24 protein-coding genes and 1 tRNA gene are annotated in these 25,122 nt (G+C 61.7%); 15 read left to right on the forward strand and 10 right to left on the reverse strand.

Translation table 11 applies throughout. The annotated features are described in order from the left end of the window. Window positions 1-386 precede the first annotated feature (386 nt). From AC3WOH_RS14150 to AC3WOH_RS14160, 3 genes are all read left to right on the forward strand, one after another. Window positions 387-1,610: a tyrosine-type recombinase/integrase gene (locus tag AC3WOH_RS14150; protein ID WP_492229947.1), complete on the forward strand. Its 1,224-nt coding sequence runs from the start codon at window positions 387-389 to the stop codon at window positions 1,608-1,610. Window positions 1,611-1,797: 187 nt separating this feature from the next. Continuing rightward, window positions 1,798-2,949, forward strand: a complete 1,152-nt coding sequence (locus AC3WOH_RS14155) for an AAA family ATPase (protein WP_492229948.1) — start codon at window positions 1,798-1,800, stop codon at window positions 2,947-2,949. Window positions 2,950-2,955: 6 nt separating this feature from the next. Continuing rightward, a complete protein-coding gene (locus AC3WOH_RS14160) occupies window positions 2,956-3,750 on the forward strand; it encodes a DUF3226 domain-containing protein (protein WP_492229949.1) in 795 nt (264 codons plus the stop codon). A 276-nt stretch (window positions 3,751-4,026) separates the two neighbouring features. On the opposite strand, the gene AC3WOH_RS14165 is transcribed toward AC3WOH_RS14160, so the two are convergent. Beyond that, window positions 4,027-5,226 (reverse strand): hypothetical protein, encoded by a 1,200-nt coding sequence (locus AC3WOH_RS14165; RefSeq protein ID WP_492229950.1) that lies wholly within the window; start codon window positions 5,224-5,226, stop codon window positions 4,027-4,029. A gap of 278 nt (window positions 5,227-5,504) precedes the next feature. Beyond that, complete coding sequence (locus AC3WOH_RS14170) at window positions 5,505-6,203, reverse strand: helix-turn-helix transcriptional regulator (protein WP_492229951.1); 699 nt, start codon at window positions 6,201-6,203, stop codon at window positions 5,505-5,507. A 117-nt stretch (window positions 6,204-6,320) separates the two neighbouring features. On the opposite strand from AC3WOH_RS14170, the gene AC3WOH_RS14175 reads away from it, so the two are divergent. The 4 genes from AC3WOH_RS14175 (at window position 6,321) to AC3WOH_RS14190 (ending at window position 9,536) form a co-directional block, all read left to right on the forward strand. Next, on the forward strand, window positions 6,321-7,292 hold the full coding sequence (locus AC3WOH_RS14175; protein WP_492229952.1) for a hypothetical protein: 972 nt from the start codon (window positions 6,321-6,323) through the stop codon (window positions 7,290-7,292). Window positions 7,293-7,424: 132 nt separating this feature from the next. After that, window positions 7,425-8,207, forward strand: coding sequence for a hypothetical protein (locus AC3WOH_RS14180; protein ID WP_492229953.1), 783 nt, complete (start codon window positions 7,425-7,427; stop codon window positions 8,205-8,207). A gap of 121 nt (window positions 8,208-8,328) precedes the next feature. Then, on the forward strand, window positions 8,329-9,069 hold the full coding sequence (locus AC3WOH_RS14185) for a hypothetical protein (RefSeq protein ID WP_492229954.1): 741 nt from the start codon (window positions 8,329-8,331) through the stop codon (window positions 9,067-9,069). Continuing rightward, window positions 9,066-9,536: a hypothetical protein gene (locus tag AC3WOH_RS14190; RefSeq protein ID WP_492229955.1), complete on the forward strand. Its 471-nt coding sequence runs from the start codon at window positions 9,066-9,068 to the stop codon at window positions 9,534-9,536. The genes AC3WOH_RS14185 and AC3WOH_RS14190 overlap by 4 nt, the downstream gene beginning before the upstream one ends. A gap of 12 nt (window positions 9,537-9,548) precedes the next feature. On the opposite strand, the gene AC3WOH_RS14195 is transcribed toward AC3WOH_RS14190, so the two are convergent. After that, window positions 9,549-9,959: a helix-turn-helix domain-containing protein gene (locus tag AC3WOH_RS14195; protein WP_492229956.1), complete on the reverse strand. Its 411-nt coding sequence runs from the start codon at window positions 9,957-9,959 to the stop codon at window positions 9,549-9,551. A 111-nt stretch (window positions 9,960-10,070) separates the two neighbouring features. Here AC3WOH_RS14195 and AC3WOH_RS14200 point away from each other — a divergent pair, with 111 nt between their 5' ends. Together AC3WOH_RS14200 and AC3WOH_RS14205 are read left to right on the forward strand one after the other, a co-directional pair. Then, window positions 10,071-11,210 (forward strand): hypothetical protein, encoded by a 1,140-nt coding sequence (locus AC3WOH_RS14200; protein ID WP_492229957.1) that lies wholly within the window; start codon window positions 10,071-10,073, stop codon window positions 11,208-11,210. A gap of 85 nt (window positions 11,211-11,295) precedes the next feature. Then, window positions 11,296-12,228: an alpha/beta fold hydrolase gene (locus tag AC3WOH_RS14205; RefSeq protein ID WP_492229958.1), complete on the forward strand. Its 933-nt coding sequence runs from the start codon at window positions 11,296-11,298 to the stop codon at window positions 12,226-12,228. Between the two features lie 192 nt (window positions 12,229-12,420). Here AC3WOH_RS14205 and AC3WOH_RS14210 read toward each other — a convergent pair. The 3 genes from AC3WOH_RS14210 to AC3WOH_RS14220 form a co-directional block, all read right to left on the reverse strand. Continuing rightward, a tRNA-Ser gene (locus AC3WOH_RS14210) sits at window positions 12,421-12,510 on the reverse strand. A gap of 92 nt (window positions 12,511-12,602) precedes the next feature. Continuing rightward, window positions 12,603-13,526, reverse strand: coding sequence for an SPFH domain-containing protein (locus tag AC3WOH_RS14215; RefSeq protein ID WP_492229959.1), 924 nt, complete (start codon window positions 13,524-13,526; stop codon window positions 12,603-12,605). Window positions 13,527-13,558: 32 nt separating this feature from the next. Continuing rightward, window positions 13,559-13,984: an NfeD family protein gene (locus tag AC3WOH_RS14220; RefSeq protein WP_492229960.1), complete on the reverse strand. Its 426-nt coding sequence runs from the start codon at window positions 13,982-13,984 to the stop codon at window positions 13,559-13,561. 186 nt (window positions 13,985-14,170) lie between these two features. On the opposite strand from AC3WOH_RS14220, the gene AC3WOH_RS14225 reads away from it, so the two are divergent. Together AC3WOH_RS14225 and AC3WOH_RS14230 are read left to right on the forward strand one after the other, a co-directional pair. Next, window positions 14,171-16,552, forward strand: a complete 2,382-nt coding sequence (locus AC3WOH_RS14225; RefSeq protein ID WP_492229961.1) for an Orn/Lys/Arg family decarboxylase — start codon at window positions 14,171-14,173, stop codon at window positions 16,550-16,552. 255 nt (window positions 16,553-16,807) lie between these two features. Beyond that, window positions 16,808-17,392, forward strand: a complete 585-nt coding sequence (locus tag AC3WOH_RS14230; RefSeq protein ID WP_492229962.1) for a fasciclin domain-containing protein — start codon at window positions 16,808-16,810, stop codon at window positions 17,390-17,392. An 801-nt stretch (window positions 17,393-18,193) separates the two neighbouring features. Here AC3WOH_RS14230 and AC3WOH_RS14235 read toward each other — a convergent pair. After that, window positions 18,194-18,985, reverse strand: coding sequence for a GNAT family N-acetyltransferase (locus AC3WOH_RS14235; protein ID WP_492229963.1), 792 nt, complete (start codon window positions 18,983-18,985; stop codon window positions 18,194-18,196). 30 nt (window positions 18,986-19,015) lie between these two features. Then, complete coding sequence (locus tag AC3WOH_RS14240) at window positions 19,016-19,870, reverse strand: EamA family transporter (RefSeq protein ID WP_492229964.1); 855 nt, start codon at window positions 19,868-19,870, stop codon at window positions 19,016-19,018. A 70-nt stretch (window positions 19,871-19,940) separates the two neighbouring features. Between AC3WOH_RS14240 and AC3WOH_RS14245 the strand changes: the two genes are divergently transcribed. Next, the gene (locus tag AC3WOH_RS14245; protein ID WP_492229965.1) at window positions 19,941-20,840 is read left to right on the forward strand and encodes a LysR family transcriptional regulator; all 900 of its coding nucleotides are present in this window, start codon (window positions 19,941-19,943) and stop codon (window positions 20,838-20,840) included. A gap of 2 nt (window positions 20,841-20,842) precedes the next feature. Here AC3WOH_RS14245 and AC3WOH_RS14250 read toward each other — a convergent pair whose 3' ends face one another. Together AC3WOH_RS14250 and AC3WOH_RS14255 are read right to left on the reverse strand one after the other, a co-directional pair. Beyond that, entirely contained in the window at window positions 20,843-21,385 is a 543-nt protein-coding gene (locus tag AC3WOH_RS14250; protein WP_492229966.1) for a GNAT family N-acetyltransferase, read from the reverse strand. Then, window positions 21,382-21,972 carry a helix-turn-helix domain-containing protein gene (locus AC3WOH_RS14255; protein WP_492229967.1) on the reverse strand — a complete coding sequence of 197 codons (591 nt, stop codon included), beginning with the start codon at window positions 21,970-21,972 and terminating at the stop codon, window positions 21,382-21,384. Before AC3WOH_RS14255 ends, AC3WOH_RS14250 begins: the two co-directional genes overlap by 4 nt. Window positions 21,973-22,073: 101 nt before the next feature. On the opposite strand from AC3WOH_RS14255, the gene AC3WOH_RS14260 reads away from it, so the two are divergent. The 3 genes from AC3WOH_RS14260 (at window position 22,074) to AC3WOH_RS14270 (ending at window position 25,119) form a co-directional block, all read left to right on the forward strand. Next, window positions 22,074-23,165: a DUF6817 domain-containing protein gene (locus AC3WOH_RS14260; RefSeq protein WP_492229968.1), complete on the forward strand. Its 1,092-nt coding sequence runs from the start codon at window positions 22,074-22,076 to the stop codon at window positions 23,163-23,165. Between the two features lie 111 nt (window positions 23,166-23,276). Continuing rightward, window positions 23,277-24,074: a MetQ/NlpA family ABC transporter substrate-binding protein gene (locus AC3WOH_RS14265; RefSeq protein ID WP_184856226.1), complete on the forward strand. Its 798-nt coding sequence runs from the start codon at window positions 23,277-23,279 to the stop codon at window positions 24,072-24,074. A gap of 103 nt (window positions 24,075-24,177) precedes the next feature. After that, window positions 24,178-25,119 (forward strand): CysB family HTH-type transcriptional regulator, encoded by a 942-nt coding sequence (locus tag AC3WOH_RS14270; RefSeq protein WP_492229969.1) that lies wholly within the window; start codon window positions 24,178-24,180, stop codon window positions 25,117-25,119. The last annotated feature ends 3 nt before the right edge of the window (window positions 25,120-25,122 follow it).

A 25,122-nucleotide genomic window follows, 5' to 3' on the forward strand; every position in this document is an offset into this window, starting at 1 on the left:
TTGAGGGAGTCGTCAGTATCTACAACGATGCTCTTGAACGCCAGGTTTTACGGGGATGAAATTCAACAGCCTGCTAAGGCCAGCGACGAGGCCAAGAAAAAACCCCAAGCAGCGTGAGCCACTTGGGGTTGTATCTTTGGCGGAGAGGGCGTCCGCCGGAAATGTCATCCAATAAAGTCCATCCATGTTGATGGATGTGTCATAAGCTATTGATTTGAATTGAAATTTCAGAATTTTTCGTCTATTTACGACGCGCTGTGTTGCGTGAAGTCCAGTCTGTTGAGAATTTTTATGGTAGAAACTATGGTGTAAGTAAACCAACCGCTCTTTGATGAGCTAGCTAACTTTCTTGGCTTGAATCAGGTTGGTCACCATGAATTCATCACATGCCAAAAAAAGCCAAAGACCTGTCGGCGCTTGAAGTCAGTCGCTTGACTGCGCCAGGCCACTATGCTGTCGGCGGCGTGGCCGGACTCTATCTCTACGTGCTCGATACCGGCGCGCGCTCCTGGGTGCTGCGCACCATGGTCGGGATAAAGCGCCGCCACATGGGTCTGGGCGGCTACCCCGACGTGCCGCTGGCGCAAGCCCGAGAAAAGGCGCGAGCCGCCAAGGGCGAAGTCAGCCAGGGCACAGACCCAATCGCGCAACGTGTCGCGTTGGCAAGCCAGTTGAGGGCGCAGCAGGCAACCCAAAAGACTTTCGAGGAAGCCGCCAAGGCATACATGGAAGCCCATGAGAAAGCCTGGAAGAACCCCAAGCACCGTGCCCAATGGGGCAGCACGCTCAAGACCTATGCGTATCCCCACATCGGATCGCTGCTGGTCAAGGATATTGACCAAGAGCATGTGATGAAGGTGCTGGAACCCATCTGGGCAACAAAGACCGAAACGGCCGTGCGACTGCGCGGACGGATCGAAAGCGTTCTGGATTGGGCCACTACACGCAAGTACCGCTCGGGCGAAAATCCAGCCCGCTGGAAAGGCCATCTGGATAACTTGCTACCCGCACCTTCCGACATTAAAAAGGTCGAAAGCCATAGGGCTGTAGGCTACAAAGACATGGCCCAGTTCATGGTCGGGCTGCGTACGAGGGAGGGGCTGGCGGCACGCGCCCTCGAATTCGCCATTCTGTGTGCGTCACGCAGTGGCGAGGTCCGTGGCGCACTCTGGGCAGAAATCAATCGGGAAGAAGCGATCTGGACCATTCCGGCCGAACGAATGAAGGCCGGCAAAGAGCACCGGGTTCCGCTGAGCACGCCAGCGGTCAAACTGCTGGAAGCGTTGCAACGCTCAGACAACAGCGATCTGGTTTTCGCGGGCTCCAAAGGCAAGCCACTGTCCGACATGGCGCTCACGGCAGTGATGCGGCGCATGGAGGTTGATGCGGTTCCCCACGGGTTCAGATCGACCTTCCGCGACTGGGTGGGCGACTGCACCAACCATCCAAAGGATGTAGCGGAATTTGCCCTAGCTCACACCCTGTCGAGCAAAGTGGAGGCGGCCTATCGTCGGGGTGATGCGCTGGAGAAGCGCCGCCAGATGATGGAGGACTGGGCGGGTTTCTGTGCGGGGCCCCAGGCGTTGGGCAGCCCAGGCGGAGCAAGCTGATCGAGAGAGAAGGCATTGTCTCTGCAGGCGGGCAAAGAGCGGTCGCACTCACGCAAGGACTTACCGTGGACGGCCCACGCAACTGCTGTGCCAGTCAAGGCCAGCGACTACACTAGCTAGCGTCAGGCCAGATGGCTTGAGTGCATTAAGGTTATTTACTATGTCATCGTTCCCATTCAGTCATGTCATGGTTGATGGCTTCCGGGGGCTTCGCGCTCTGGAGGTGGCGGATTTGCGCACCATCAATCTGCTGGTTGGTGGCAATAATTCCGGAAAAACAAGCGTTTTGGAAGCGATTGCTCTCATGGCTAGCCCAGCGACTGGCCGCGAGTGGCTGGAGATTGTTCGGCGTCGTGACTATGGTCGCCTGGATGAGTCCATAGTTATGTCCTTGCGCTGGTGCTTTGCTCAGAAGGCGATGGAGCTTGAACGTGAAATAGAAGATATTGAATTTCACTGCAATTTTGGGGCGAAAGGCGCACATCCGCTTCGCACTATGAATTCGGTTTATCGGGAGTTCTTTGCCGAGATTGATCCCAAAGAGCTTGAGATGACAAGGGCACGCTATCTCTCAATGAGGAATGAGCCGATTGAGGGCCCTGTCAGGACGTGTACGATAGATAGCTCTTTGGAACTGATTTCAGATAATTTCACGACCGAGCCTATTCAACAGTTAAATTTGCTTGAAATCCCATCGGCTGCAAGAAGGCTAAAGGTTAACGAGTTTTCGCCCATAATATCTTTTCGCCGGGAACCCGTGCACAGGGGGAAGTATGGCACGAACTATGCAGCGTTGCTTCCCTACTCTTATCAACTCAATAACTGGCAGGTAAGCAGCAGATCGGAGCAACTCTTTCAGAATGACAATTCTCTATTGCTAGACCTCATGAGGCAATTTGACGAAGATATTATGAATGTTGAGGTTGCCTCATTTACGAGTTATCGGCCAGCCATTTATATAAAACATCGCAAGTTGGGGGTGATGCCACTCTCAGTATTTGGCGATGCCATGCGCCGTTGTTTGCTGCTGGCAACTACCATGACGAATTTGGGCCGTGGTGGTGTATTGTTGCTAGATGAAGTAGAGGTGGGTATTCATACGGACGCCTTGCCGAAAGTTTTTAGATGGTTAGCAGATGCCGCACGTCAATTACAAGTGCAGGTAATTGCAACAACACATAGTCTAGAGGTTCTTGATGCGCTTTTGGAATCTGACCTCAGCGAAGATGAATTGGCTGCGTATCAACTAAGACAAGCTGAAGAGCATACGGAATGCAAGCGTTTTTCTGGCTCCGCTCTCAAACGGTTGCGCTATGAGCGTGGACTTGACATTCGCTGAGGTAATATGACAAGACGGCTGGGCTATTTAGTAGTTGAGGGGCCACACGATGTGGAGTTTTCGATCCGCCTTCTCAAGTCACGAGCACCATCGTTATCCCGCATACAAAAGATAGATGACTTGGATGAGGGATTTAAGAGGCTTGTACCCGACAAATTTCCGCATGGAGGCGACTTACTCAAGCGTGTGCCTGTACCTGTATTCTTACAGAGCGATGATCTTGCGATAGCCATACATGCAGCCGGCGGGGACTCACAGATTGCGACCTGTCTAGAGGATACCTCGTTGGTCCTTGAGCCTGGCGCACTCTCGGCTATTGGTGTAGTTCTCGATTCGGACTCAAGAGAAAGTCCAAGCATCCGACACAAAAAACTCTTGGCGAAAATTAATTCTTCAAATATTTCAATTCCAGATCATCCGGGCGAAATATCAAAAAATCAACCTACTACTGGCGTCTACGTTCTCCCGGATAATATTAATCAAGGGACCTTGGAGGATTTATTGCTGGAGTGTGGAGCGGTTGTCTACCCGGAGCAGCTACAGGCGGCTAGTGATTTTTTTAATAATATATTTGCAAGGTGCAATGGAAAGGAATTTTCCGATTTGCGCCTTCCTGCTGGCAGGGGCAAGGTGATTATTGGAGTCGCTGCGGAATTGCTAAAGCCAGGCAAGGCTGTGCAGGTATCTATTCAGGATAACAAGTGGCTGCAAGGACCTGCGTTGCAAATTGAGCGAATAAAAAAAGCAGCGGATTTTCTGGGTGAACTTTTCGGCTTGGCAGAAAATCAGGTGAAAGTTTGATTTGACTGCTGACACTGGTTACCGCCAACCGTAACCGAGTCGATACGACACCATTAAATCGGACATATTTGGACAGTTAATTGGTTTGTTGAGCCGATGATGGCAAAATCGGCCACCGAGCATGCCGCCAGAAGCCGCCAGAACGGTCATGGCTGCGTTTTTTTCATGAAGACATAGCTCGGTATGGCGTAACCGCCAAAGCGGCTCCACCGCGCGATTCTGAGCAGCGGTCTAGACGTTTGGCCAGATCGTCCAAACCACCACTCAGCCAGATTGTCAGCGGACGCCGGTGCGTTCCGTCAACTCTTCCATCAGTCGCAGGAATTTCCACGCCGCCGACTTCTTCAACGTCTCCAGCAGCGACGCCGCGTAATCCTCCGGCTTCCACCAGGGCGCAGCCATGCGGCCCAGGCGCGCCTCGAACTCAGCGATCTGCGCCATCACCTCACGGCCTTCACCGCACTGTGCCTTCCAATGCGCGCGCGCCCCGTGGACGCCACGCAGGCGGACACTGTCCACGTAGCCGCAGAAGCCAGGCTCCCATTTCTTGCCGCTCGCCTTGAGTTGCAGGATGCGGTACTTGCCAAACGGGGTCTTCAAATCCGCCAACCGTGCCAAGGTCACGGGATGGTCGAACACGCGGCGACTCTCCAACTGAATGCGGCCCTGCTTGCGCTCCAACTCCAGCACCAACTCTGCATCCTCGCGCATCTGGGTGCGGCTGGGCTTCTCGCCCACCAAGCGCTTGTACTGGTCGCTGGTGATCTGGTCATAGGCCACGCCATGATGGGCGGACTCGGTGCTACCCATGTAGATGGTCTGCATCTGCCCGTCCCGGTCGGTCTTTAGATAGACCTTGGCGCCGGACATGACGCCGTTCAACTCGATGATGAGATCCTCGATGGCCAGGCCCAGTTGAATGCACACGTCGATACGGCGGATCAGCATAGCGGCTGCGATCTCCCGTGCGTTCAACGGGAACAAGAGCTTGAACATTGCGATGAGATGCCGACAGTCACCGGGCTCCATCTGATTAGGGTTCAGCACCAACTGCATGGGCGCGCCCTTGTCCGGGTTGCTCTGCACCATATGAAAGCAGGCGACGGCTTTGCTGGGCAGTCTGAGAATGAAGATGTTTTTGTAGAACTTGCCCTTCTTCGAGCCCCTGCCCAATTGGCGGTCACGGTACAACTGCCGGGCACGCTCCAGGACGGATGCAAGTTCGTGCTCAGGCATTTGAATGTCCAGCACAAGCTTGTCGATGGCCATGGCACCGATGAGGGGCGCAGCCGCGTGATGTGCGCTTACATCAGTCGGCTTTTTCTTGAACTGGCTGATGGGCTTACTGGACTTGATGGGATTGCTTTTGACATTGGTCTTATTGGGACTATTAACCTCAATATCATCAACATCAGTCACATAGCTCTCACCATCATTACTGTGCTTATATACCATTGGCTTGGTGGTCTTGGTCATTGTCAAATATTTCAAAAAATGCGTTTAGTGCAATACGTTTAGCGTTGTGCGTGATTTCAGGAGCATCGGTGCAGGAGTTGCATGCGCCGAGGTGCCGTCGTTGGCTGTTTTTGAGTTGACGTGGCACTTTTGCGATGGTGCTGATCGCCACAATGAAGAAAAACCCGTAAATCACAGTGTTTTGGCGATTTCGCGCCTTGCTAGGTGCCACGTCTTTTCAATGCGCTGCCGTCGTTGGCTGTTTTTCAAATTAGCGAGCGCAACGACAGCAGCGGCGATTAAGAAGAGGCCTTCTTGGACGTTGCGGGCTGAGGCTTCCATTCGCCCTTGCGGTAAGCCTCGACCAGCGAGAACGGCCAGAAACTGCCGTGGCCGCGTTTGATGGGGTTCGGAAACTGGGGCGGCGTCAGCTTCATCTTGCGGTAGAGGTTGGCGCGAGACTCGCCCAGGTATGGCGCGATGAAGTCGATGCGCACATCCGGGTCCAGCCCGGCGTCCAGGCTCTGGCGGATGCGCTGAAGGTCCTGGCCATAGGTTTCACTGACCGGACGCTTCGCGGCCCGGCGACTCTGGGCTTTGGAGGCAGATGCTTTCGGCGTAGGCCCTGGTGCCTCGGCCGGGGCTGGCATGGCCTGAGGCTGGGCACCGACCGGCGGGACTTTGGGGTTGAACTGCTTCAACGTGCCCGTGAAGCGATACCAACGCTCGTTTTTCATATCCTGGCAAACGATCATCTCGTCCCTGGCCGCGTCAGGCTTGTAGCCGGGCACGACATGCGCCTGCTGATCCGCAAGAGGGCGACGATCTTCGCCACAGACCTCGACTTTGCCAATGCCCAGGTAGCACTGCTGGTCGCGGATGAGTTGCGCTTTGCCCGTCTTCGGGTTGTTGCAATGGAATTTGAACTCGCCCGGCGTTGCTTTGGCCTCGGTGGCGGATGGATCGAGAAGAGTTTGTTGAACTGCGTTGAGGGTCATACGACTAGCTCCAGAAAACACTAGTAAAGCTGCATGCACCACGCATGAAAGCCCTAGCCACCAGTCTTTACAGGGCCTCTGAAATCGCATTGAATGGAGGCATGGAAAGAGGTTTCTATGCCAAAGAATGCAAGCGCGTCTGCGAAGGAAATTTCAAAAATAGGAGGTACCAACGGAGGTTCTGGCTGGTCACAGCCCTGGAGCCGGGCTCAGGCATTGGCCGAACTCTGTGTCCCGCCCAAGGCATACGAGGCCGCCCAGAATCTGCGTCAGCGGATTGAGGTGGAGTTGGACGAAGCCTTGGCGGGGCAGACAGCGCGGCTGGGTGGAGATGGGGAGTTGGGCGAGCACAGGACACCGCTGCTTCAGACCGTCGCACTGGTGCGCCAGAGAATGGAAAAGATGGGGCTGAGTGCGATGCAACGCATGTACCCGGTGCTCTGGGTTCGGTTGCTGCGTAAAGCAGGAGTCAAGCTGGAAGGGCATGTCTACCAGCAGTTGGGCGAATGGCGCTTGCGCTGCGAAGCCGAGGGGGCGGTGGTGTTCGCCCTGGCAGCCCCTTCAGCGAAGAACCCCAGAGCGTTCCGTGAGATCGTTCAAGGGGAGCAGAACCTGGAATATGCCTGCACGGTCGAGGAGCTTTTGCTGCGGCCTACGGTGTGCAAAGGCAGTCCCTATACCCAGACCTGGGCGCTGCATGTGATCCCCAGGTTCCAGCCAGGGGCCGAGGCACCCCCTGCCAAGCCAGCCCCACTGAAGGCAGCAACCGCAGAGGTGAAGAAAAAGCTGCGCCGCAAGCCAAAGACCATGGAGCATTTCAAAAAAATTTGCGGGGCTGGGATTATGGAAAAGCTAGCTATCGCCTTAGAGAAAGAGGCCGGATCGAGCCGTGGCTTGGTAGTGGCCGAAGGCAACGGGCGCTATTTCACCGAATTATCGGCAGACAAACTGTGCAAAGCCCTCAAGCAGTATCAAGGGAAGGTACTGACTGGCTCCGATAGCACCTTGCGCAAAGCGCTGGGGGCATACGTTAAGCTTCCGCGCGGTCGGCCACCACGCCAAAAGCCACTCATCAGAAAACTGCGCTGACAGAAATCGTATTTTCCAGAAAGCCGACTATTCTTGCTGAGTATTGAAAAACTACAGCCAACACACATGCGGTATAATTAAATAAATTGTCGCAAACCGATTTAATGTCTTCATTGATCGAGATTTTCGGAATTGCAGAATCATTCCACGGCCAATAAACTGAGTCCAAGCAATTCAGCCATCGAAATGCTTGCATGTAATCCATATGGTCATGGCAATTCTGCGCATACCAGAGTTAATGCGACCTTTCGTCGCCATCATATGGGACGGCTATTGCATCGTATTGGAGCGCAACTGCCCCGATGGTTGGGTGGGCAAGCGCTAATCCGCGAAGGTCGGAGCATCGAGCGGCTTTGCTGGCATAACCTGGGATATGCAGAGCAGCCTATTTTTGAGGGCGATCTTCCAGCCTTTTTGATGGAGGATGAAAGCGGCGCTCCCCGCGATCTGATGATCCCCACGGTTCCGGTCGAGTTGGCCACCCGGATGGCGGCTGCGAGGCCCTCAGCATTGCCATCGTCTTCACCCCTCGGCACGAACCTGAGCACGATGGAGAGGCTGCTGAATCTCTCGGCGTTCGAGTCCCAATGGCTGACATGGGGGTGCTGTCTCCGGCGCTATGGGCATGCCATCCTGCCGGTGATTCCATTGCGTGATGACCGGCATGCCTGTGAGGTGCTGGCTGTGCTGTGCAAGGTGCCGATGCGCATGGTTCGGCAGGCCATATCATCGCGCAGGCTATACGCCTGGGGCTTTCTCGATGATGGTGGCGCTGAGGCTGCGATGCCGGTGCTCAGCGGCTGGCTGCTGGCCTCCGAGCAGTTTGTTGATTGGATCGAGCAGCCCTATGCCTCGGACGCCGATCTATTGATGGCGCTGTGCAAAGCGCGCGTTTCGTTGTCGGCCTCTTCCTGAGGCCCAGTCCCTTGCCGGCTGCTGCTCTGCGGCCGCGCTGATTTCTTTCTCCCGCGTTTTCTATCCGGTACCTGTTTGCGGAGGTCTACGCGCGTCCCTTGTTTTCTGAAAGTCTTTTACCATGACCAAAGCTGTTTCCTCGAAGCGCTCAGCGCCGTCCTATACGTTCCAGCGTGTCCATGCAGCGCTACAGCCCGGCGCCGTGCTCACGGTGCAGCAGAAGCGCCAGGAGCCCATGCCCTGCTTTATGCAGCAGTCGATGCTTGATGGCGCCTGTGGTGTCCACGTTCTCGCCATGGTGCTGGTGATCCTTGATCTGGCCAAGGCATCGGCTTTGCACAACATGAGCCGCCGCACCTACGGAACGGCCGCCCAGGTGCATCGCGCGTTTGAGCCGACCTATTTCACGGGAATTCATGCGCGCGAATGGACGGCGTTGGTGCAGGGGCTGAACCTACCGCTCGCGCTCAAAGCCAACCACGTCGCGGATGGTGGGGTGGATGGCGCGACCGTGGACTGGCTGATGCGTGGTGATCTGGTAGCTCTAGCCTTCGCGTCGGTCGAGCACCAGCGCACCAAGCATTGGGCTCTAGCGGTGGGTGTCGAAGGGGTTGTCTCAGGCCAGCGGCACCAGCCGCAGCGCATCCTGATGCTGGACCCGAGCGCGCCGGAGCCGGGGTTCCAGGCCGCCTTCAATGCGCTGCTGTCCCTGCCGCAAACTGGATTGGGTAGCCGCCGGGCCAAGTCCATGGAACGTGGCGAGCGGTCACGCAAACCCTGGCTCTGGCGCTATGAGTCCGAGGCATGGCGTCCTGAGACCGTCCATCTGCTCGCCGCCGTGCGGGTGCGGAGAACAGCATGACGATGAGCATGCACCGGCGCCAATGGCTGCAAATACTGGGCCTGGCATGTGTTCCCCATGCACCGATTTGCCTCACACGCCAAGTTCATGAAGACCTGCAGGCAGTCACGGAACCGGACGCCCTGCTGGCCATGGACTGGGGCGATATGGCTCGTATCCGCGAACACTGGGGCCTGTCGCCCTGGTATTGCTCGATTACGGCCCGCCATGGTGATCTGGGCGTCATGCTCACGGACTGCCGCGAAGCGGTGGGTCGGCATCAGCATGCGCGGGGTGCTGCTCCTGCCACGGCCGTCGTGGTGCTGCGCGGCAATGGCGCTGCATTCAGCCTCGTCAAGCACATGAAGGTCTTCGTTGCGGTCCGCAGCGCAGTGAAGGCGTCCACGGAACTGTGGTTCGGCGCGGCGCATGACCCGGCCCTGGTGGAAGCATTGCGGGTGACGGTGGTCATGGATGCCAACACTTGACCGCCCACGTGCTTACGGATTCCCTGGCTTGGCGGTGCCCATGGCGCGCTTGCTGACCTGGGGTTTCTTGTCGAGCACGGCTTGGTTCGCTCGGCGCGGCGTTCCGCCCTCCGTGGTCGGCGGGTGCGCCAGCCGAATGTCTGCGAACAGATCGGCCAGCGTGATGCCCAGCACATGGCAAATGGTGGCGAGCGTCAAAACGCTGGGGTTCACCAAGCCCAACTCCAATTTGGACACCCGAGTTCGCTCCACCTCGGCTGTCATCGCCAATTCCAGTTGCGTCATCCCACGTTCCTCGCGGAAGTGCCGCAGGTTCTTGCCGATGGCCTGGGTGATGGTGTTCGGCATGTGCCGCACCTTGCGGCGGCGCTGAACCAGCGGTTCGCTGGTGGCGTCTTTTTTCTGTGGAGCAGTCTGTGACATGCTCCGCAGGCTCTCGAAATGTGCCTACCAGGGAAACGTCTTAAAAGGGGCATTACATGCCAGAATGTTCCTTGAGAGGCACAACTACTTACAACCCTTAGGAAGAGAAAAATGAGCCATCGGAGAAGTTTTGCAGTGACATTGACCGCAGCCCTTGCAGCCATAGTGGCGGGCTGCGGCGACAAGACGCCCTCTTGCGCGGACCCGGCTACCGTGTCACTCGTCCAGCAGATTTACCAGCAGAGTTTCGACAAGGAACATGTCAGCATGAGCCCGGAGCGGCAGCGCCGTGTGCAGTTCACCAGCAAAGACACCAAAGTCACCCTGGAGACCATCACGACCGCCAGCACTGATGAAGCGACGGGCAAGAAGACATGCGCTGCGGTGTTGACGACGGTGATGCCGCAAGACGCAATCCCCACCGATCAACGCATGCTCAACCATCTGCGCGGCACCTATGAACCGCAAGGGGCCGGGCTGGATGGCAACACGATCAAAGGCAACGTGACCTACACCGTGCAGCGCACGGAAGACAGCAAGGATGTTTTGGTCAAGCTCACAGGGCATCTGCCGTTCATGGGCTTGTTCCACGATCTGGCGATGCTCAGGGTGTTCGACAAGAGCGATGCAGAGTTTGACCAAATGGCTGGTGCTGCACCGAAAGCCATGGAGGCAAAGACCGCAGGCTCGCCGCCGCCCGAACCGGCGCCAATCTCGCAACAGGCTCCGAGCGTTGCGCCACCCGCTGCATCCGTTGCCGCTCCGGTCGTGCAGCCAGCCGCCGCACAGGCACCTGCCGCTGTTGTCGCTGCTGCCCCCTCAGTCAACGTGCCGCACCTGTGCACGGGTTCAGAGACGCCAATCTTTGCTTGCTCTACCGGGAAGAAGCGCGCGTCGGTCTGCAGCAGCCATGGCGGGACGGTACAGCAGTTGGTGTACCGGATCGCACCGCTGGAGGGAGCACCAGAGATGGAGTATCCCAATGCGGGCGCCGCTGCAGGGGCTGCATTCCAGTACGGTGCGCAAGCTACGCCGGATGGCAAACCCATACCCTTCCTGTCATTCGACAAGGGCAACTACCGCTATGTGGTCTATGCCGGTGGCGCGCAGCGCCAGGGCATCGTGGTTGAGCAGCAAGGCAAGCGCATTGCCGACCTACGTTGCCAAGGTGATGCGATGGCAGCATTTGATCCTGCCGCATGGCAGCGCACGGGGATCACGCTAGACGGAAGAGAACTTCAATTGCCGTGACCGCTGCTGCAGCCTTGCTGATCCATTGATACCCATACCCCCCACAAAACCCAGAACTAACCACACCACAGAGAAGAATCGAGTTATGCCCGTCTACAAAAATGCCCTTTTGGTTGCCATTGGCTTGCTGGTTGTGCAACCACTTCTTGTGCAGAGCGCCCATGCCCAGCAAAGTCGCCAAGTGCCGGCTTACGACAAGGCCCAGACCCGGACTGTGCTTGACCGCAGCGTGTTCTATCTCCCGCTGTTCGGTGCGGTGTACCGTGACAAATTCACCGCGTTGTTGCCTCGCCACCCCAGCTTGCGCGGGCTCGTTATCCACAACCACGGCTGCGGCGGCATGTGGGGTTGGGAAACCACGGTGGCGCAGTTCTACTACCGAGAAGGCTTCGCAGTCATCACGCCCGAATTCGTAACCCGCGAGGGGAACAAGCTTGGTTGTCCTGGCGGCACGTCTGAGGAAATGCTCAAGCGCGCGGCCGAGCGCGCCCGCGAGGGCGTGTACCAAGCGATCAACCCGGCACGGCTTGACGCGCGGGGCGATGACATTGCGGAAGTCATCCGCTGGTTCAAGGCCTACTCGAATCTGCCAATTTTTCTGAGCGGCCATAGCGAGGGTTGCCGCACGACCTACCACTGGGACCGTGCCGATCCCCAGGTCGCTGGCGGCATCTGCCACAAGCAGAGCGTGAACAAGCAGTATGAGCACCTGTGGAAATGGGACACGCGGCTACCCATGTGGTCGTCCATCGAAGACGAAGACCCCTGGGCCGGTGGCAGCAAGCAGCGGCCTGCCGTGGGGTTCCAGGAAAAATTCAAGGACCACCCCGACAACCTCACCGAGTTCCGCTACCCCGGCAACAGCCACGATCCGCTGGTGCGCCAGGGCGAAGGGCAAAGCTTGCGTGAGTGGCTCAACAAGCGGGTGACCGCTCCGGCGCAGAAGACGCAGAACGGGTTCAACTACGAAGATGTGTTGCCTGCGGTGCAGGAAGCGGTGAGCCGGTCGGCGCGCTGATCGCGTAGAGTCTTTGCGCCAAGAAAAGTCGCCGAGACTCACCGGGTCTTCGCGGTGGCGCAGTTCCCATCTTCTATGCTGGAATGTCCAATGATGTTCCACCGCGTCCAGTCCAACCGCAAACCGGATGGTAGAAATGATGGTAGATAAAAACAAAAAAGCGCCCCGAGAGGCGCTTGTTTGCTTGCTTACTGGCGGAGAGGGCGGGATTCGAACCCGCGGTGGGGATTAGCCCACACACGCTTTCCAGGCGTGCGACTTAAACCGCTCATCCACCTCTCCGAAGCCCTCGATTATAGCCACAGGTTTTGGCTGTTTTGGAGAAAAGGGCCGATTCGATCAAAAAATCTGCATCGGGTGATGGCCTGCAGCCATCAGGCTGGCTTTTGCAGCTGCACCATCTTCATGGCCGAGCCGATCAGGGCCGAGACCTCGGTCATGTTGCTGGGCACGATGAGGGTGGTGTTGGCATCGGCGGCCACCTTGCCGTAGGCCTCCACAGCCTTTTCTGCCACCTTGAGCTGCACGGCCTGCTCGCCCCCGGGCTGGCGGATGGCGGCGGCCACGCGCTCGATGGCCTGGGCCGTGGCCTCGGCCACGGCCATGATGGCAGCGGCCTCGCCCTGGGCGTTGTTGATCTGGGCCTGCTTCTCGCCTTCGGAGCGCGCGATGTAGGCTTCGCGCTCACCGGTGGCAATGTTGATCTGTTCCTGGCGGCGGCCTTCCGATGCCGCGATCAGCGCGCGTTTCTCGCGCTCGGCGGTGATCTGGGCCTGCATGGAGCGCAGGATTTCGGCCGGCGGCGTCAGGTCCTTGATCTCATAGCGCAGCACCTTCACGCCCCAGTTGAGGGCTGCCTCGTCGATGGCCTGCACCACCTGGGCGTTGATGATGTCGCGCTCCTCGAAGGTCTTGTCCAATTCGAGCTTGCCGATCACCGAGCGCAGCGAGGTCTGCGCCAGCTGCGTCACGGCCATGATGTAGTTGGACGAACCGTAGCTGGCGCGCATGGGGTCGGTCACCTGGAAGTACAGGATGCCGTCCACCTGCAACTGGGTGTTGTCGCGCGTGATGCAGACCTGGCTGGGCACATCGAGCGGGATTTCCTTCAGGCTGTGCTTGTAGGCCACCTTGTCGATGAACGGGATGATGAGTTTGAGCCCTGGGGCCAGCGTGCTGTGGTATTTGCCCAGCCGCTCCACCACCCAGGCGTTCTGCTGGGGAACCTGCTTGAAGCTGCGGATGATGAACACCGCCACGATGACGATGATGACGAGTGCAATGTAGGTTTTGTCCATGGACGACTTTCAGTGTTCTTGAACGTTGGGGTTTACATGGGATCGACCAGCAGGCGGTTGCCCACCAGCTCGGCGACCCGGTGCATGCCGGTGGACGGCGTGACCCCGGGGCGATGGATGGCCGTCCAGGTAGCACCTCGGTACTTCACGGTGGTGGTGCCGTCGGCATTCCAGCCCTCGATGAGGATGGTTTCACCGACGTCCAGATTCACGCTGCGGTCGGCGCGTGGCGAGGGATCGCCTGGACGCTTGCGCCGGGCAAAGTGCCAGATCACCACGGCCCCGCCGCCGACCAGCGCGGCGACGGTGATCTGCAGGGCCGAGGACGCACCCATGTGGGCCGCCAGCGCTGCGGCCACCAGGCCCACCGCCATCATGAGCAGGTAGAACGTGCCTGTGAGCATTTCTGCCACCACGACGATCCCCGCCACCAGCCACCAGATGGTGGATTCCTCCATACCGACCTCCTCCTCATGTTGTTTGTTGTTCAGATCCTAAACAACCTGTGTGTCGGTTGTTCTTAATCCACCACATTCTGGGTCAAAAGCCCCCCAGTTCAAAGGCCGGTCAAGGTTATTCCTTACACTTCGCGCCTATTTCGTTTTTTGGTTGGCCGGCAGGGCACGGTTTCACGGAGGCTGCGCATGAAGTTTCGTTTTCCCATCATCATCATCGATGAGGACTATCGTTCCGAGAACACCTCGGGTCTGGGTATCCGCGCGCTGGCGCAGGCCATCGAGGCCGAGGGCTTCGAGGTGGTGGGTGTCACCAGTTATGGCGACCTGTCGCAGTTCGCGCAGCAGCAAAGCCGCGCCAGCGCGTTCATCCTGTCCATCGACGACGAGGAGTTCACCCTCGGCGAGGGCCTGGACCCGGTGGTGCTGAGCCTGCGCACCTTCATCGGCGAAGTGCGGCGCAAGAACGCCGAGGTGCCGATCTACGTGCACGGCGAGACCAAGACCAGCCGCCACCTGCCCAACGACATCCTGCGCGAGCTGCACGGCTTCATCCACATGTTCGAGGACACGCCCGAGTTCGTGGCGCGCCACATCATCCGCGAGGCCAAGAGCTACCTGGAGAGCGTGCAGCCGCCATTCTTCAAGGCGCTGCTCGATTACGCCGAAGACGGCTCCTACAGCTGGCACTGCCCCGGCCACTCGGGCGGTGTGGCCTTCCTCAAGAGCCCTGTGGGCCAGATGTACCACCAGTTCTACGGCGAGAACATGCTGCGCGCCGACGTGTGCAACGCGGTGGAAGAACTCGGCCAGCTGCTGGACCACAACGGCGCCATCGGCGAGAGCGAGCGCAATGCCGCGCGCATCTTCAATGCCGACCACTGCTTCTTCGTGACCAACGGCACCAGCACCTCGAACAAGATGGTGTGGCACCACACCGTGGCGCCGGGCGACGTGGTGGTGGTGGACCGCAACTGCCACAAGTCCATCCTGCACAGCATCATCATGACCGGGGCCATCCCGGTGTTCATGAAGCCCACGCGCAACCACTTCGGCATCATCGGCCCGATCCCGCAAAGCGAGTTCGAGCCCGAGGCCATCCAGGCCAAGATCCGTGCCAACCCCCTGCTCAAGGGCGTGGATGCCAAGAAGGTCAAGCCGCGCGTGCTGACCCTCACGCAATCGACCTACGACGGCGTGCTCTACAACACCGAGACCATCAAGGGCATGCTCGATGGCTACGTGGACAACCTGCACTTCGACGAGGCCTGGCTGCCGCACGCCGCCTTCCACCCGTTCTATGGCACCTACCACGCCATGGGCAAGAAGCGCACGCGCCCCAAGCACTCGGTGACCTACGCCACGCAGTCCATCCACAAGCTGCTGGCCGGCATCAGCCAGGCCAGCCACGTGCTGGTGCAGGACTCGCAGACCGCCAAGCTGGACCGCCACCTCTTCAACGAGGCCTACCTGATGCACACCAGCACCAGCCCGCAGTACAGCATCATCGCCAGCTGCGACGTGGCCGCCGCGATGATGGAGCCGCCCGGCGGCACCGCGCTGGTGGAGGAGAGCATCCTGGAGGCGCTGGACTTCCGCCGCGCCATGCGCCAGATCGAAGACGACTTCGGCAAGAACGACTGGTGGTTCAAGGTCTGGGGCCCGGACAAGCTGGTCGACGAAGGCATCGGCCGTGCCGAGGACTGGATCATCCGCAGCGACGCCAAGGGCAAGAAGGCCGGCACCAAGTGGCACGGCTTCGGCCAACTGGCCGACGGCTTCAACATGCTGGACCCGATCAAGTCCACCATCGTCACACCGGGCCTGAACCTGGACGGCAAGTTCGACAAGAAGGGCATCCCCGCGTCCATCGTCACCAAGTACCTGGCCGAGCACGGCGTGGTGGTCGAGAAGACGGGCCTGTACAGCTTCTTCGTGATGTTCACCATCGGCATCACCAAGGGCCGTTGGAACACGCTGCTCACCGCGCTGCAGCAGTTCAAGGACGACTACGAGAAGAACCAGCCCATGTGGCGCATCCTTCCCGAGTTCTGCCAGCAGCACAAGCGCTACGAGCGCATGGGCCTGCAGGACCTGTGCCAGCACGTGCACGAGATGTACGCCAAGTACGACATCGCGCGCCTGACGACCGAGATGTATTTGTCGGACCTCACGCCCGCCATGAAGCCCTCGGACGCGTATGCGCACATCGCCCACCGCAAGACCGAGCGCGTGGAGATCGACCAGCTCGAAGGCCGCATCACCGTGGGCCTGGTCACGCCGTACCCGCCGGGCATTCCGCTGCTGATCCCCGGTGAAGTCTTCAACAAGAAGATCGTGGACTACCTCAAGTTCGCCCGCGAATTCGCCAAGCTGTGCCCGGGCTTCGAGACCGATATCCACGGCCTGGTGGAGGTGGAGGACGAGAACGGCAATGTGCGCTACTACGCGGACTGCGTGGCCGAGGAAGTGCCGGCCAAGCCTGCTGGCAAGAAGAACCCCAAGCCGCTGGCCACGGAGAAGAACCTGGTGCAGGTCGGCTCGGACGGCCCCTTCGGCCGCACGATCTGAAGGCTATTTGGTAAGCAAAGGTAGGGCTGGCCCGCGCGGGCCGGGCCCTCGCCAGCACCGCCGCTCCCCTGGGGAACGCGCTGCCATCGCCCCGGGGCTTGCGCCTGCGGGGCGATTTTTTTGGGGCGGCGTCGGCGCGGCCTCTGCATCCAGTCCATGGCAGTCCCCGTATTGATGGTCAGCCGCGTGATGTCCATGCGGTCACAACCACAACGGCCCATCGCTGGTTCATCCCAGGGGCCGCAGGAGATTTCCATGACCAAGACCGCCTTGCGTTTGAATGCCCGCCTTGCATCCCTCGGCCTGGCAGCCGCCCTGGTAGCCGCTGCCGCCACTGCAGCACTGCCCGCCCGCGCTGCCGATGTGATGGTGGGCGGCGCGCCCATGCTGCCCAGCAAGGACATCATCGACAACGCCGTGAACTCCAAGGACCACACCACGCTGGTGGCTGCGGTCAAGGCCGCAGGCCTGGTCGATACCCTGAAGGGCCCGGGCCCCTTCACCGTGTTTGCACCGACCAACGCCGCGTTTGCCGCGCTGCCCGCAGGCACCGTGGACAACCTGCTCAAGCCCGAGAACAAGGCCACGCTGACCACGGTGCTGACCTACCACGTGGTGGCGGGCAAGTGGGATGCTGCGGCGCTCTCCAAGATGATTGCCGATGGCAAGGGCATGGCCAGCATCAAGACGGTAGCGGGGGGCACGCTCACGGCCAAGGCCAGTGGCAAGACCATCATGCTGACCGATGAAAAGGGCGGTACGGCGAATGTGACGATTGCGGATGTGTACCAGTCCAATGGGGTGATTCACGTGGTGGACAAGGTGCTGTTGCCGAAGTGATTTTGTTGTCCGGGTCGTTGTCTGGGGTGTCGCTTCGCTTTGATCCGGTGTGCCTTTGTTGAGTGCGGAGGCCGGGATGTGCGCCCGGCGGCGCAGTAACTTTCTCTTGGTCCGCCAAGAGAAAGTCACCAAAGAGAAGGCGGCCCCCAGTCTGCGTCCCCCATCGCCCGGAGGGCGATGGGGGCAACCTGTGATGCTCGGATCTGGGGTGGACGTCGATGAACTCGCTTCGGTCTTCGAACTCCGCTCAGACAGCATCGACGAGCCAGACGACGAAGTGCATGTGTCCTTCGGCACATGCACCCACCCCAGCTCCTGCGCTTCTCGGCGCAGCCAGAAGGGGTGGGGAGCGGGTACCACCCGGCTGCTGCTTTCGCAGCTGCGCCAGGTGTCGGGTCGCGCTGCGCGCTGCCGACGCCACTGGCGCGATCGCTCTCCAAGGCCAAGCGTAGCGAGGCAGATCGGGCCGAGCGAAGCAATGGCCCGTGTTGGTATCCACCCCCTTCTGACCGTGCCGAGAAGCGCAGGGCCTGGGGTGAGCGCGTGCCGAAGGACACGCGCCTCGTCATCTAGCTCGCCGAAGCTGTTTGACCGGAGCTGCCTCGCAGAGGCAGCGCAGGGAGTTCTTCGGCGCCACCCCAGGACAGAGCATCGCAGGCTGCCCGCAGCGAAGCGAAGGGACACGGGCAGCGGGGTCGCCTTTCTTTGGGGTACGTTTCTTTGGCGACGCAAAGAAAGGTACCTCGGCTGCCGGGCCGAGACCCGGCCTCCGACCTCAACAACGGCACACAGCAACCATCATCAGCTTTTCAACGGCGGAATCCGGTAGTGGTACCCATACACCTCGGCAAACCCCAACCCCGCATACAGGCGCCGAGCCACCTCATTGACCGCCCGCACCTGCAGATACGCCGACCCCGCTCCCGCCTCACGCCCCCAATGCAGCAGCGCACGGACAAGCTCTCGCCCATGCCCCTGTCCGCGAAAGGCAGGATCGACCACGATGTCATACAGCCCGATGGCCCCGCGCTCCAGCACGGCCAGGCCAAAGCCGATGGTCTGGCCCGTGCCATCGCGCAGGCTTGCAAACGCACAGGGCAGGGCGATAGCGTGCACCATGCCGTGGTGGATGGCGTGGTACTGCGCCCGCACCCCATTGGCCGCGGCAAAGCCATCGAGCCAGGTGGCCGAAGGCGTCGCGTCGATCTGCACGCCAGCATGGGCCCGGGCTGCCTCCAGCCCGGTGCTGGCCATCACCAGCGAGGGGTCGAAATGGGTGTAGCCGGCCTCGGCCAGTTCCCGGTCGGCATCGGGGTGGGCCAGGGGCGAGATGCGGAACACGGCCGGCAGGCCATGGCGCGCATACAGGGCCTCGGCCGCGGCGCGCACGCCGCGGAAGGAGGCCCCGGCCTCGATGGCATTGGCCGAATTGGCGCGCTTGGTGAAGCCGCCCGACAGGCGGAACACCCAGCCGCCCTGCAGCACGCTCTGGCGCGCGGGCCAGGCATTGAAGGCGCGTTCTTCAAGGATGCGGATGGTCGCCTCGGGCGTGTCGGGGGTGGTCAGGGCAGAAGGTGCGGCAACAAAGGGCATTCCTGTTTATACCAACCGCCTGCGGCAGGGCTATGAACCCAAGCGGATGCCCGCAATGCCTGCGAACACCAGCACGGCCGCCACGATGCGCCCCGGCCCCACGCGCTCCTTGAGCACCCAGGCCGAAACCAGCGCCACCAGCAGCACGCTGGTCTCGCGCAGGGCCGACACCTGGCCCATGGGCGCGCGCGCCAGGGCCCACACGGCGGTCCAATAGGCGCCCATCTGCATGGCGCCGGCGGCCGCGCACAGCTGCAGCGCCCGGCGGTCGACGGCGAAGGCACGCGGCCCCTTCCACCACAGCACGATGAGCGCTGTGGCAATGCCATCGCCCAGCGTGACAAGCACCGCGAAGCCGATGGCGGCACCGGACTGCCGGGCGCCGAGCGCGTCCACCACGGTGTAGGCCGCGATCAATGCGCCGGTCAGCAGCGCATAGCCCACGGCCTTGCGGTGGTGCCCGTGCGGGCCGGCCTTTTTGAGCAAGGCAAGAGACAGCACACCGGCGCACAGGCACAGCACCCCCAGCAGGCTGCCGGCACCCGGCCATTCACCGGCGAGCAGTGCGCCGCCCGCCATCACCATCACGGGCGCAGAGCCGCGCGCGATGGGGTAGACCTGCCCCAGGTCGCCATGGTTGTAGGCCAGCGGCAGCGCGAAGTGATAGGCCGTGTGGATGGCGATGGACAGCGCCAGCAGCCCCCAGGCCGATGCCATGGAAGGCAGCGCCACCCAGGGCAGGGCCAGCAGCGACAGGGCGCTGCCGACCAAGGTGGTGAGGGCCATGGCGGTGGTGCGGTCGCCACCGATCTTGATGGCGCTGTTCCAGCCCGCGTTGAGCACGGCGGACAGCAGCACGATGAAAAAAACGTCGTTGGTCAGCATGCGGGAATGGTGTTTTCCGTGCAGACATCTGTAAAGTTGAATTCAATGACGGCTGGATTCAGGATTTCTGATGCGTAATCTCAACCTCGACCAGGTGCAGACCCTGGTCGCCATTGCCGACCTGGGCACCCTGGCCGCCGCAGCGCAGGCGCTGCACCTGGCGCCGCCCACGGTGAGCCTGCACATCAGCGAGCTGGAGTCGCGCCTCGACGCCCAACTGGTGGTGCGCGGGCGTCGCCAGGCCAGCCTGACCCCGGCTGGCGAGGCCCTGGTGGCAGGCGGCCGCCGGCTGCTGGCCGGCGCCGATGAGGTGGCGGAGCAGGTGCGCCGCCGCGCCCGGGGCCTGGAAGGCCTGGTGCGCCTGGGCACCACGGCCGGCGTCAGCCCGCACCTGCTGCCGCGGCTGGTGGAGATGCTGGCGCGCCACACCCCGGGCGTGGACGTGCGGCTCGACGTGCTCGGTTCGGCCGAGGCCATGGCGCGCCTGGCGGCGGGCACGCTGGACCTGGCCATCGTGGCCTTGCCGCAGGCCGCCACCGGGCAGGTACAGGTGCAGCAATGGCGCAGCGACCCGATGGTGGCGCTGCTGCCCCCGGGCTGGAAGGCACCCCGGCGCATCACGGCCGAGTGGCTGGCCGAACACCCCTGGATGTCGTTCGGCCCCGCCACGCAGATGCACCGCCTGATTGCCGCCTGGTTCGCCCAGGCCGGGCTGCACGGGCGCCCGCGCATGGAGCTCAACCACCCATTGGCCTTGCGCAGCCTGGTGGCCGCAGGGCAGGGCGCGGCCCTGCTGCCACTGGAGCAGCCCGAGGTCCGCAGTGACGACCCGGACAACGCAGGCCTGCAGGTGCGCCCGCTGCACCCGCCGCTGCTGCGCGAATTGGGCCTGGCCTACCGCATGGACCAGGCGCACGGTGCGGCCACGCGTGCGGTGCTGGAGGCGCTGCAGGCCCTGTCAGCCCGTTGACATCAGAGGTGTTTGTAGAAAAAGGTGGTGCCGCAGAACGCACCGTCGGGCATCAGCGCATAGCGCGGCACCGTGCCCACGCGCTGCCAGCCCGCGCGCTCGTACAGGAGCTCGGCGTCGCCGCCGGTCACCGTGTCCAGCACCAGCACGCTCTTGCCTTCGCTGCGTGCCGCGTCGTCCAGCGCGGCCATCAGGCGCTGGGCCACGCCCTGGCGGCGCGCCTTGCGGTGCACCAGCATCTTGGCCACGTCGGCGCGGTGGGGCTGGTTGTCGGGCATGGCGGTGATGAGCTGCACCGTGCCCACGATGCCCTCTGCCGCATCCTCGGCCACCAGCAGCACGCGCTCGTTTCGCGCCACGCCCTCGGCCACGCTGCGCCAGAAGGCCAGCGCCTTGTCGTGCGACAAGGGCGCCATGAAGCTCACCGAGGCACCGCCGTGCACACAGTCGATCAGTACCTCGGCCAAAGCCTCGGCACTGGCGGCGGCTTCGTTGGCGCCCAGGCGGCGGACGGTGATCGTGGAATCTGCGGCAATTGCGTTCATGGCGTTCTCCGGGTGGGTGTGAAGGGCAGGGTGGCCAGCGCCACCAGGTAGCGTGCGTCCTGGCGGGTGGGGTTGTGGAACACGATGGGTTGCGACAGGCGCATGGCCAGGCAGTCACCGGCCTGCAGCTGCCAGGTGGTTGCACCCACCGTGAGCTCCATGGTGCCCTCGATCAGCCAGACCTGCTGGTGGATGTCGGCGTCGTGCACGGCCGAATCCAGTGCCACGCGCTGCCCTGCAGGGAAGACCACCTCCACCAATTGCAACGGCGACGGCGCGGGCGGCGACAGCCGGCGCCGCACATAGCCCGAGGCCGGGTCCTGCCACAGGGGCTGATCGGCCGCGCGGATGAAGGGCGAGGGCGGCTCGGCGGCCGGGGTGCCATCATCGAAGAACGAGGCCAGCGCCACGCCCAGGCCGATGGCCAGCTTGTCGAGCACCGCCGCCGTGGGGCTGCTCTGGCCGCGCTCGATCAATGAGATATTGGAGCGGCTCACGCCGCTGCGCTCGGCCAGCGCTTCCAGGGAGTAGCCGCGCGCGTCGCGCAGTTCGCGCAATCGCTGGGCAATGCGGGTGTGGATGTCCATGAATCCAGTTTACTGGATTTTTAATCCAGTATGTTGGATTGATGTGCAAGCATGCCTTCCCGGCGATACTTGCGCACAACACATACCCATAAGGAGACACCGTGACGACGCCGCTGCCACTGCAACCACTCAATGCCGACCTGCTGGCCCGTGCACTGCCCCTGCTCGACGAAGAGTGGCTGGCCCGCGATGCCGACCTGGCGCCCGTGCTGCCCGTGGTGCTGGCGCGCAATGTGGGGCAGGACTGGCACAAGGCCGGTACCTTCCGCCACCACCTGGTGGGCGTGGCGCGCTCGCTGGCCATGTGGGAGCAGCCGCGCGATGTGCGCCTGTTGGGCCTGCTGCACAGCGTCTACGGCAATGCCTTCGTAGACCTGGTGAAGTTCGACCCCGCCAAGGAACGCGCCCGGGTGCGCGAGATCGCCGGCGAATCGGCCGAGCACCTCGTGTACCTGTTCTGCACCCAGTCGCGCACCCAGTTCGTGCAGCGCGTGCTGGCCGGCGCGCTCGAATCCGATGGCAGCCTGGTGCTGGAGAAGGACGGCAAGCCCCATACGCTCACGCCCTACGAGGTGGCGGCCTTCACCATCGTCAGCATGGCCGACACCATCGAGCAGTGGTTCAGCTGGCAGGACGACATCTACTCGCGCTTCCCCACCGTGCAGCGCCGCCCGCAGGCCGTGCACTGGGCGGCGTCGCTGTGGCCCGGCCCCATGCGCCCCAGCGGCCGCATGGTCAGCCAGATCAATGCGCTGGGCCGGGCGCTGCAGCACCCGGGCCTCAAGGGTCTGCTGCCCATGCCGCCGGTGTTCGACAACTGCACGGCCGAACTGTCGGCCACCGACGAGGCGGCGGCCACCTCGCTGTACTGGTCGGTGATCCAGCAGGACCAGCCCCTCGCCGACCTGGACGTGGCCACCGCCGTGCTGGAAAGCGCCGTGCGCCACAACCCCTGGGTGGGCGAGCCGCAGATGGTGCTGGCCCAGCTCTACCTGTCGGCCGGCCGCAATGCCGAAGCCGCCACGGCTGCGGCCAGCGCGCTGCAGCAGTTCAGCGCCTGGGGCAATTCATGGGACAAGCGCGTGCAGTGGGATGCCTGGGTGGCGTGGACACGCATCCTGCAGCAATCGGCGAGCGAGGGCACCTGGCCTGAGCGGCTGGACAAGCTCAACAACGTCGCACTGCGCAGTTGATGCAGGAATTCTCTTTATATCCAATCGACTTAAGGTAATTAAAAGTTATTCTTTTGAGTTTTAAAGGGCAAACCCTATAGTGGAAACATCTCATAACGAAAGGTGTTTTCCGTGAACAAGCGCTCCCTCCTGCAATCCGTCCTCGCCCTGGCCCTGGCCTCCGGTTTCGCCACGGGTGCCATGGCGCAGGACAAGCCCATCAAGATCGGCGTGACGGGCGGCCCGCATGCCCAGATCTTCGAGGTGGTCAAGAAGATCGCCGACAAGGAAGGCCTCAAGATCCAGGTCATCGAGTTCAGCGACTACGTGCAGCCCAACGCGGCCCTGGCGGCGGGCGATCTCGACGGCAACAGCTACCAGCACCAGCCCTACCTGGACAACCAGGTCAAAGACCGCGGCTACAAGTTCGTCTCGGTGGCCCAGACCGTCAACTTCCCGATCGGCCTGTACTCCAAGAAGGTCAAGAAGCTCGAAGACTTGAAGGAAGGCGCCAAGTTCGGCATTCCCAACGACCCGACCAACGGCGGCCGCGTGCTGCTGGTGCTGCAGGACAAGGGTCTGATCAAGCTGCGCGACGGCGTGGGCCTCAAGGCCACGCCGCTGGACGTGGTGAGCAACCCCAAGAAGCTCAAGTTCGTGGAACTCGACGCGGCCCAACTGCCCCGTTCGCTCGACGACCTCGATGCCTCGGCCATCAACACCAACTTCGCGCTGTCGGCCGGCCTGAACCCCGGCAAGGATGCCATCACGCAAGAGAACGCCAAGAGCCCGTACGTCAACGTGCTCGTGGTGCGCGAGGCCGACAAGGGCAAGCCCTGGGTAAACCAGCTGGTCAAGATCTACCACTCGGAAGAAGTGCGCAAGTTCATCCAGACCGAGTTCAAGGGCTCGGTGCTGCCAGGCTTCTGATCCTGGACGGCAAAAGGGCGGCGGCATGCCGCCCTTTTTCATTGGCGAGCAGACCGGCCGGCGAGGGCGACGGCCAGGCCGGCACAATTTTTCGAGACACACCATGAACTTCCAGCAACTGCGGTCCGTGCGCGAGACCGTGCGCAGCGGCTTCAACCTGACCGAGGTGGCCAACATCCTCTACACCTCGCAGCCAGGCGTGAGCCGCCAGATCCGCGAGCTGGAGGAGGAGTTGGGCATCGAGATCTTCGTGCGCGCCGGCAAGCGCCTTACCGGCCTCACACCCCCGGGCGCGGCCGTGCTGCCCATCGTGGAGCGCCTGCTGCACGATGCCGACAACCTGCGCCGCGCGGGGCAGGACTACAGCGCCAGCCACGAGGGGCGCCTTGCCATTGCCGCCACCCACTCACAGGCGCGCTACGCACTGCCGCAGGTGGTGCGCGACTTCCGCGCCATGTTCCCGCAGGTCTCGCTGCACCTGCACCAGGGCTCGCCCAAGCAGGTGGCCGAGATGCTGCTCAGCGGCGAGGCCGACATCGGCGTGGCGACCGAGGCGCTAGCCCACTACGAGGCCCTGGTGACCCTGCCGTGCTACCGCTGGACGCACAGCATCGTCGTGCCGCCCGAGCACCCGCTGCTGGCGCTGACCGAGCCGGTCACGCTGCAACAGCTCACCGAGTACCCCATCATCACCTATGAGCTGGGTTACACCGGCCGCGCCCACATCGACGAAGCCTTCGCGCGCGAGGGGCTGCGCCCCGACGTGGTGCTCTCGGCCATGGACGCCGATGTGATCAAGACCTATGTGGAGCTGGGCATGGGCGTGGGCATCGTGGCCTCCATCGCCGTCGACCCCGAGCGCGACCGCCAGCTGCGCGCGCTCGATGCGCGCCACCTGTTCGAGGTCAATGTCACCCGCCTGGCCGTGCGCAAGGGCACCTGGCTGCGCGGCTATGCCTACAGCTTCATCGAGACCTTTGCGCCCACGCTGCAGCGCGAGGCGGTGGAAAAGGCCGTGCGCGCCACGGGCACGCCACTGGAGTGAACA

This window comes from Acidovorax sp. FW305-C-20-28, from assembly GCF_058783375.1.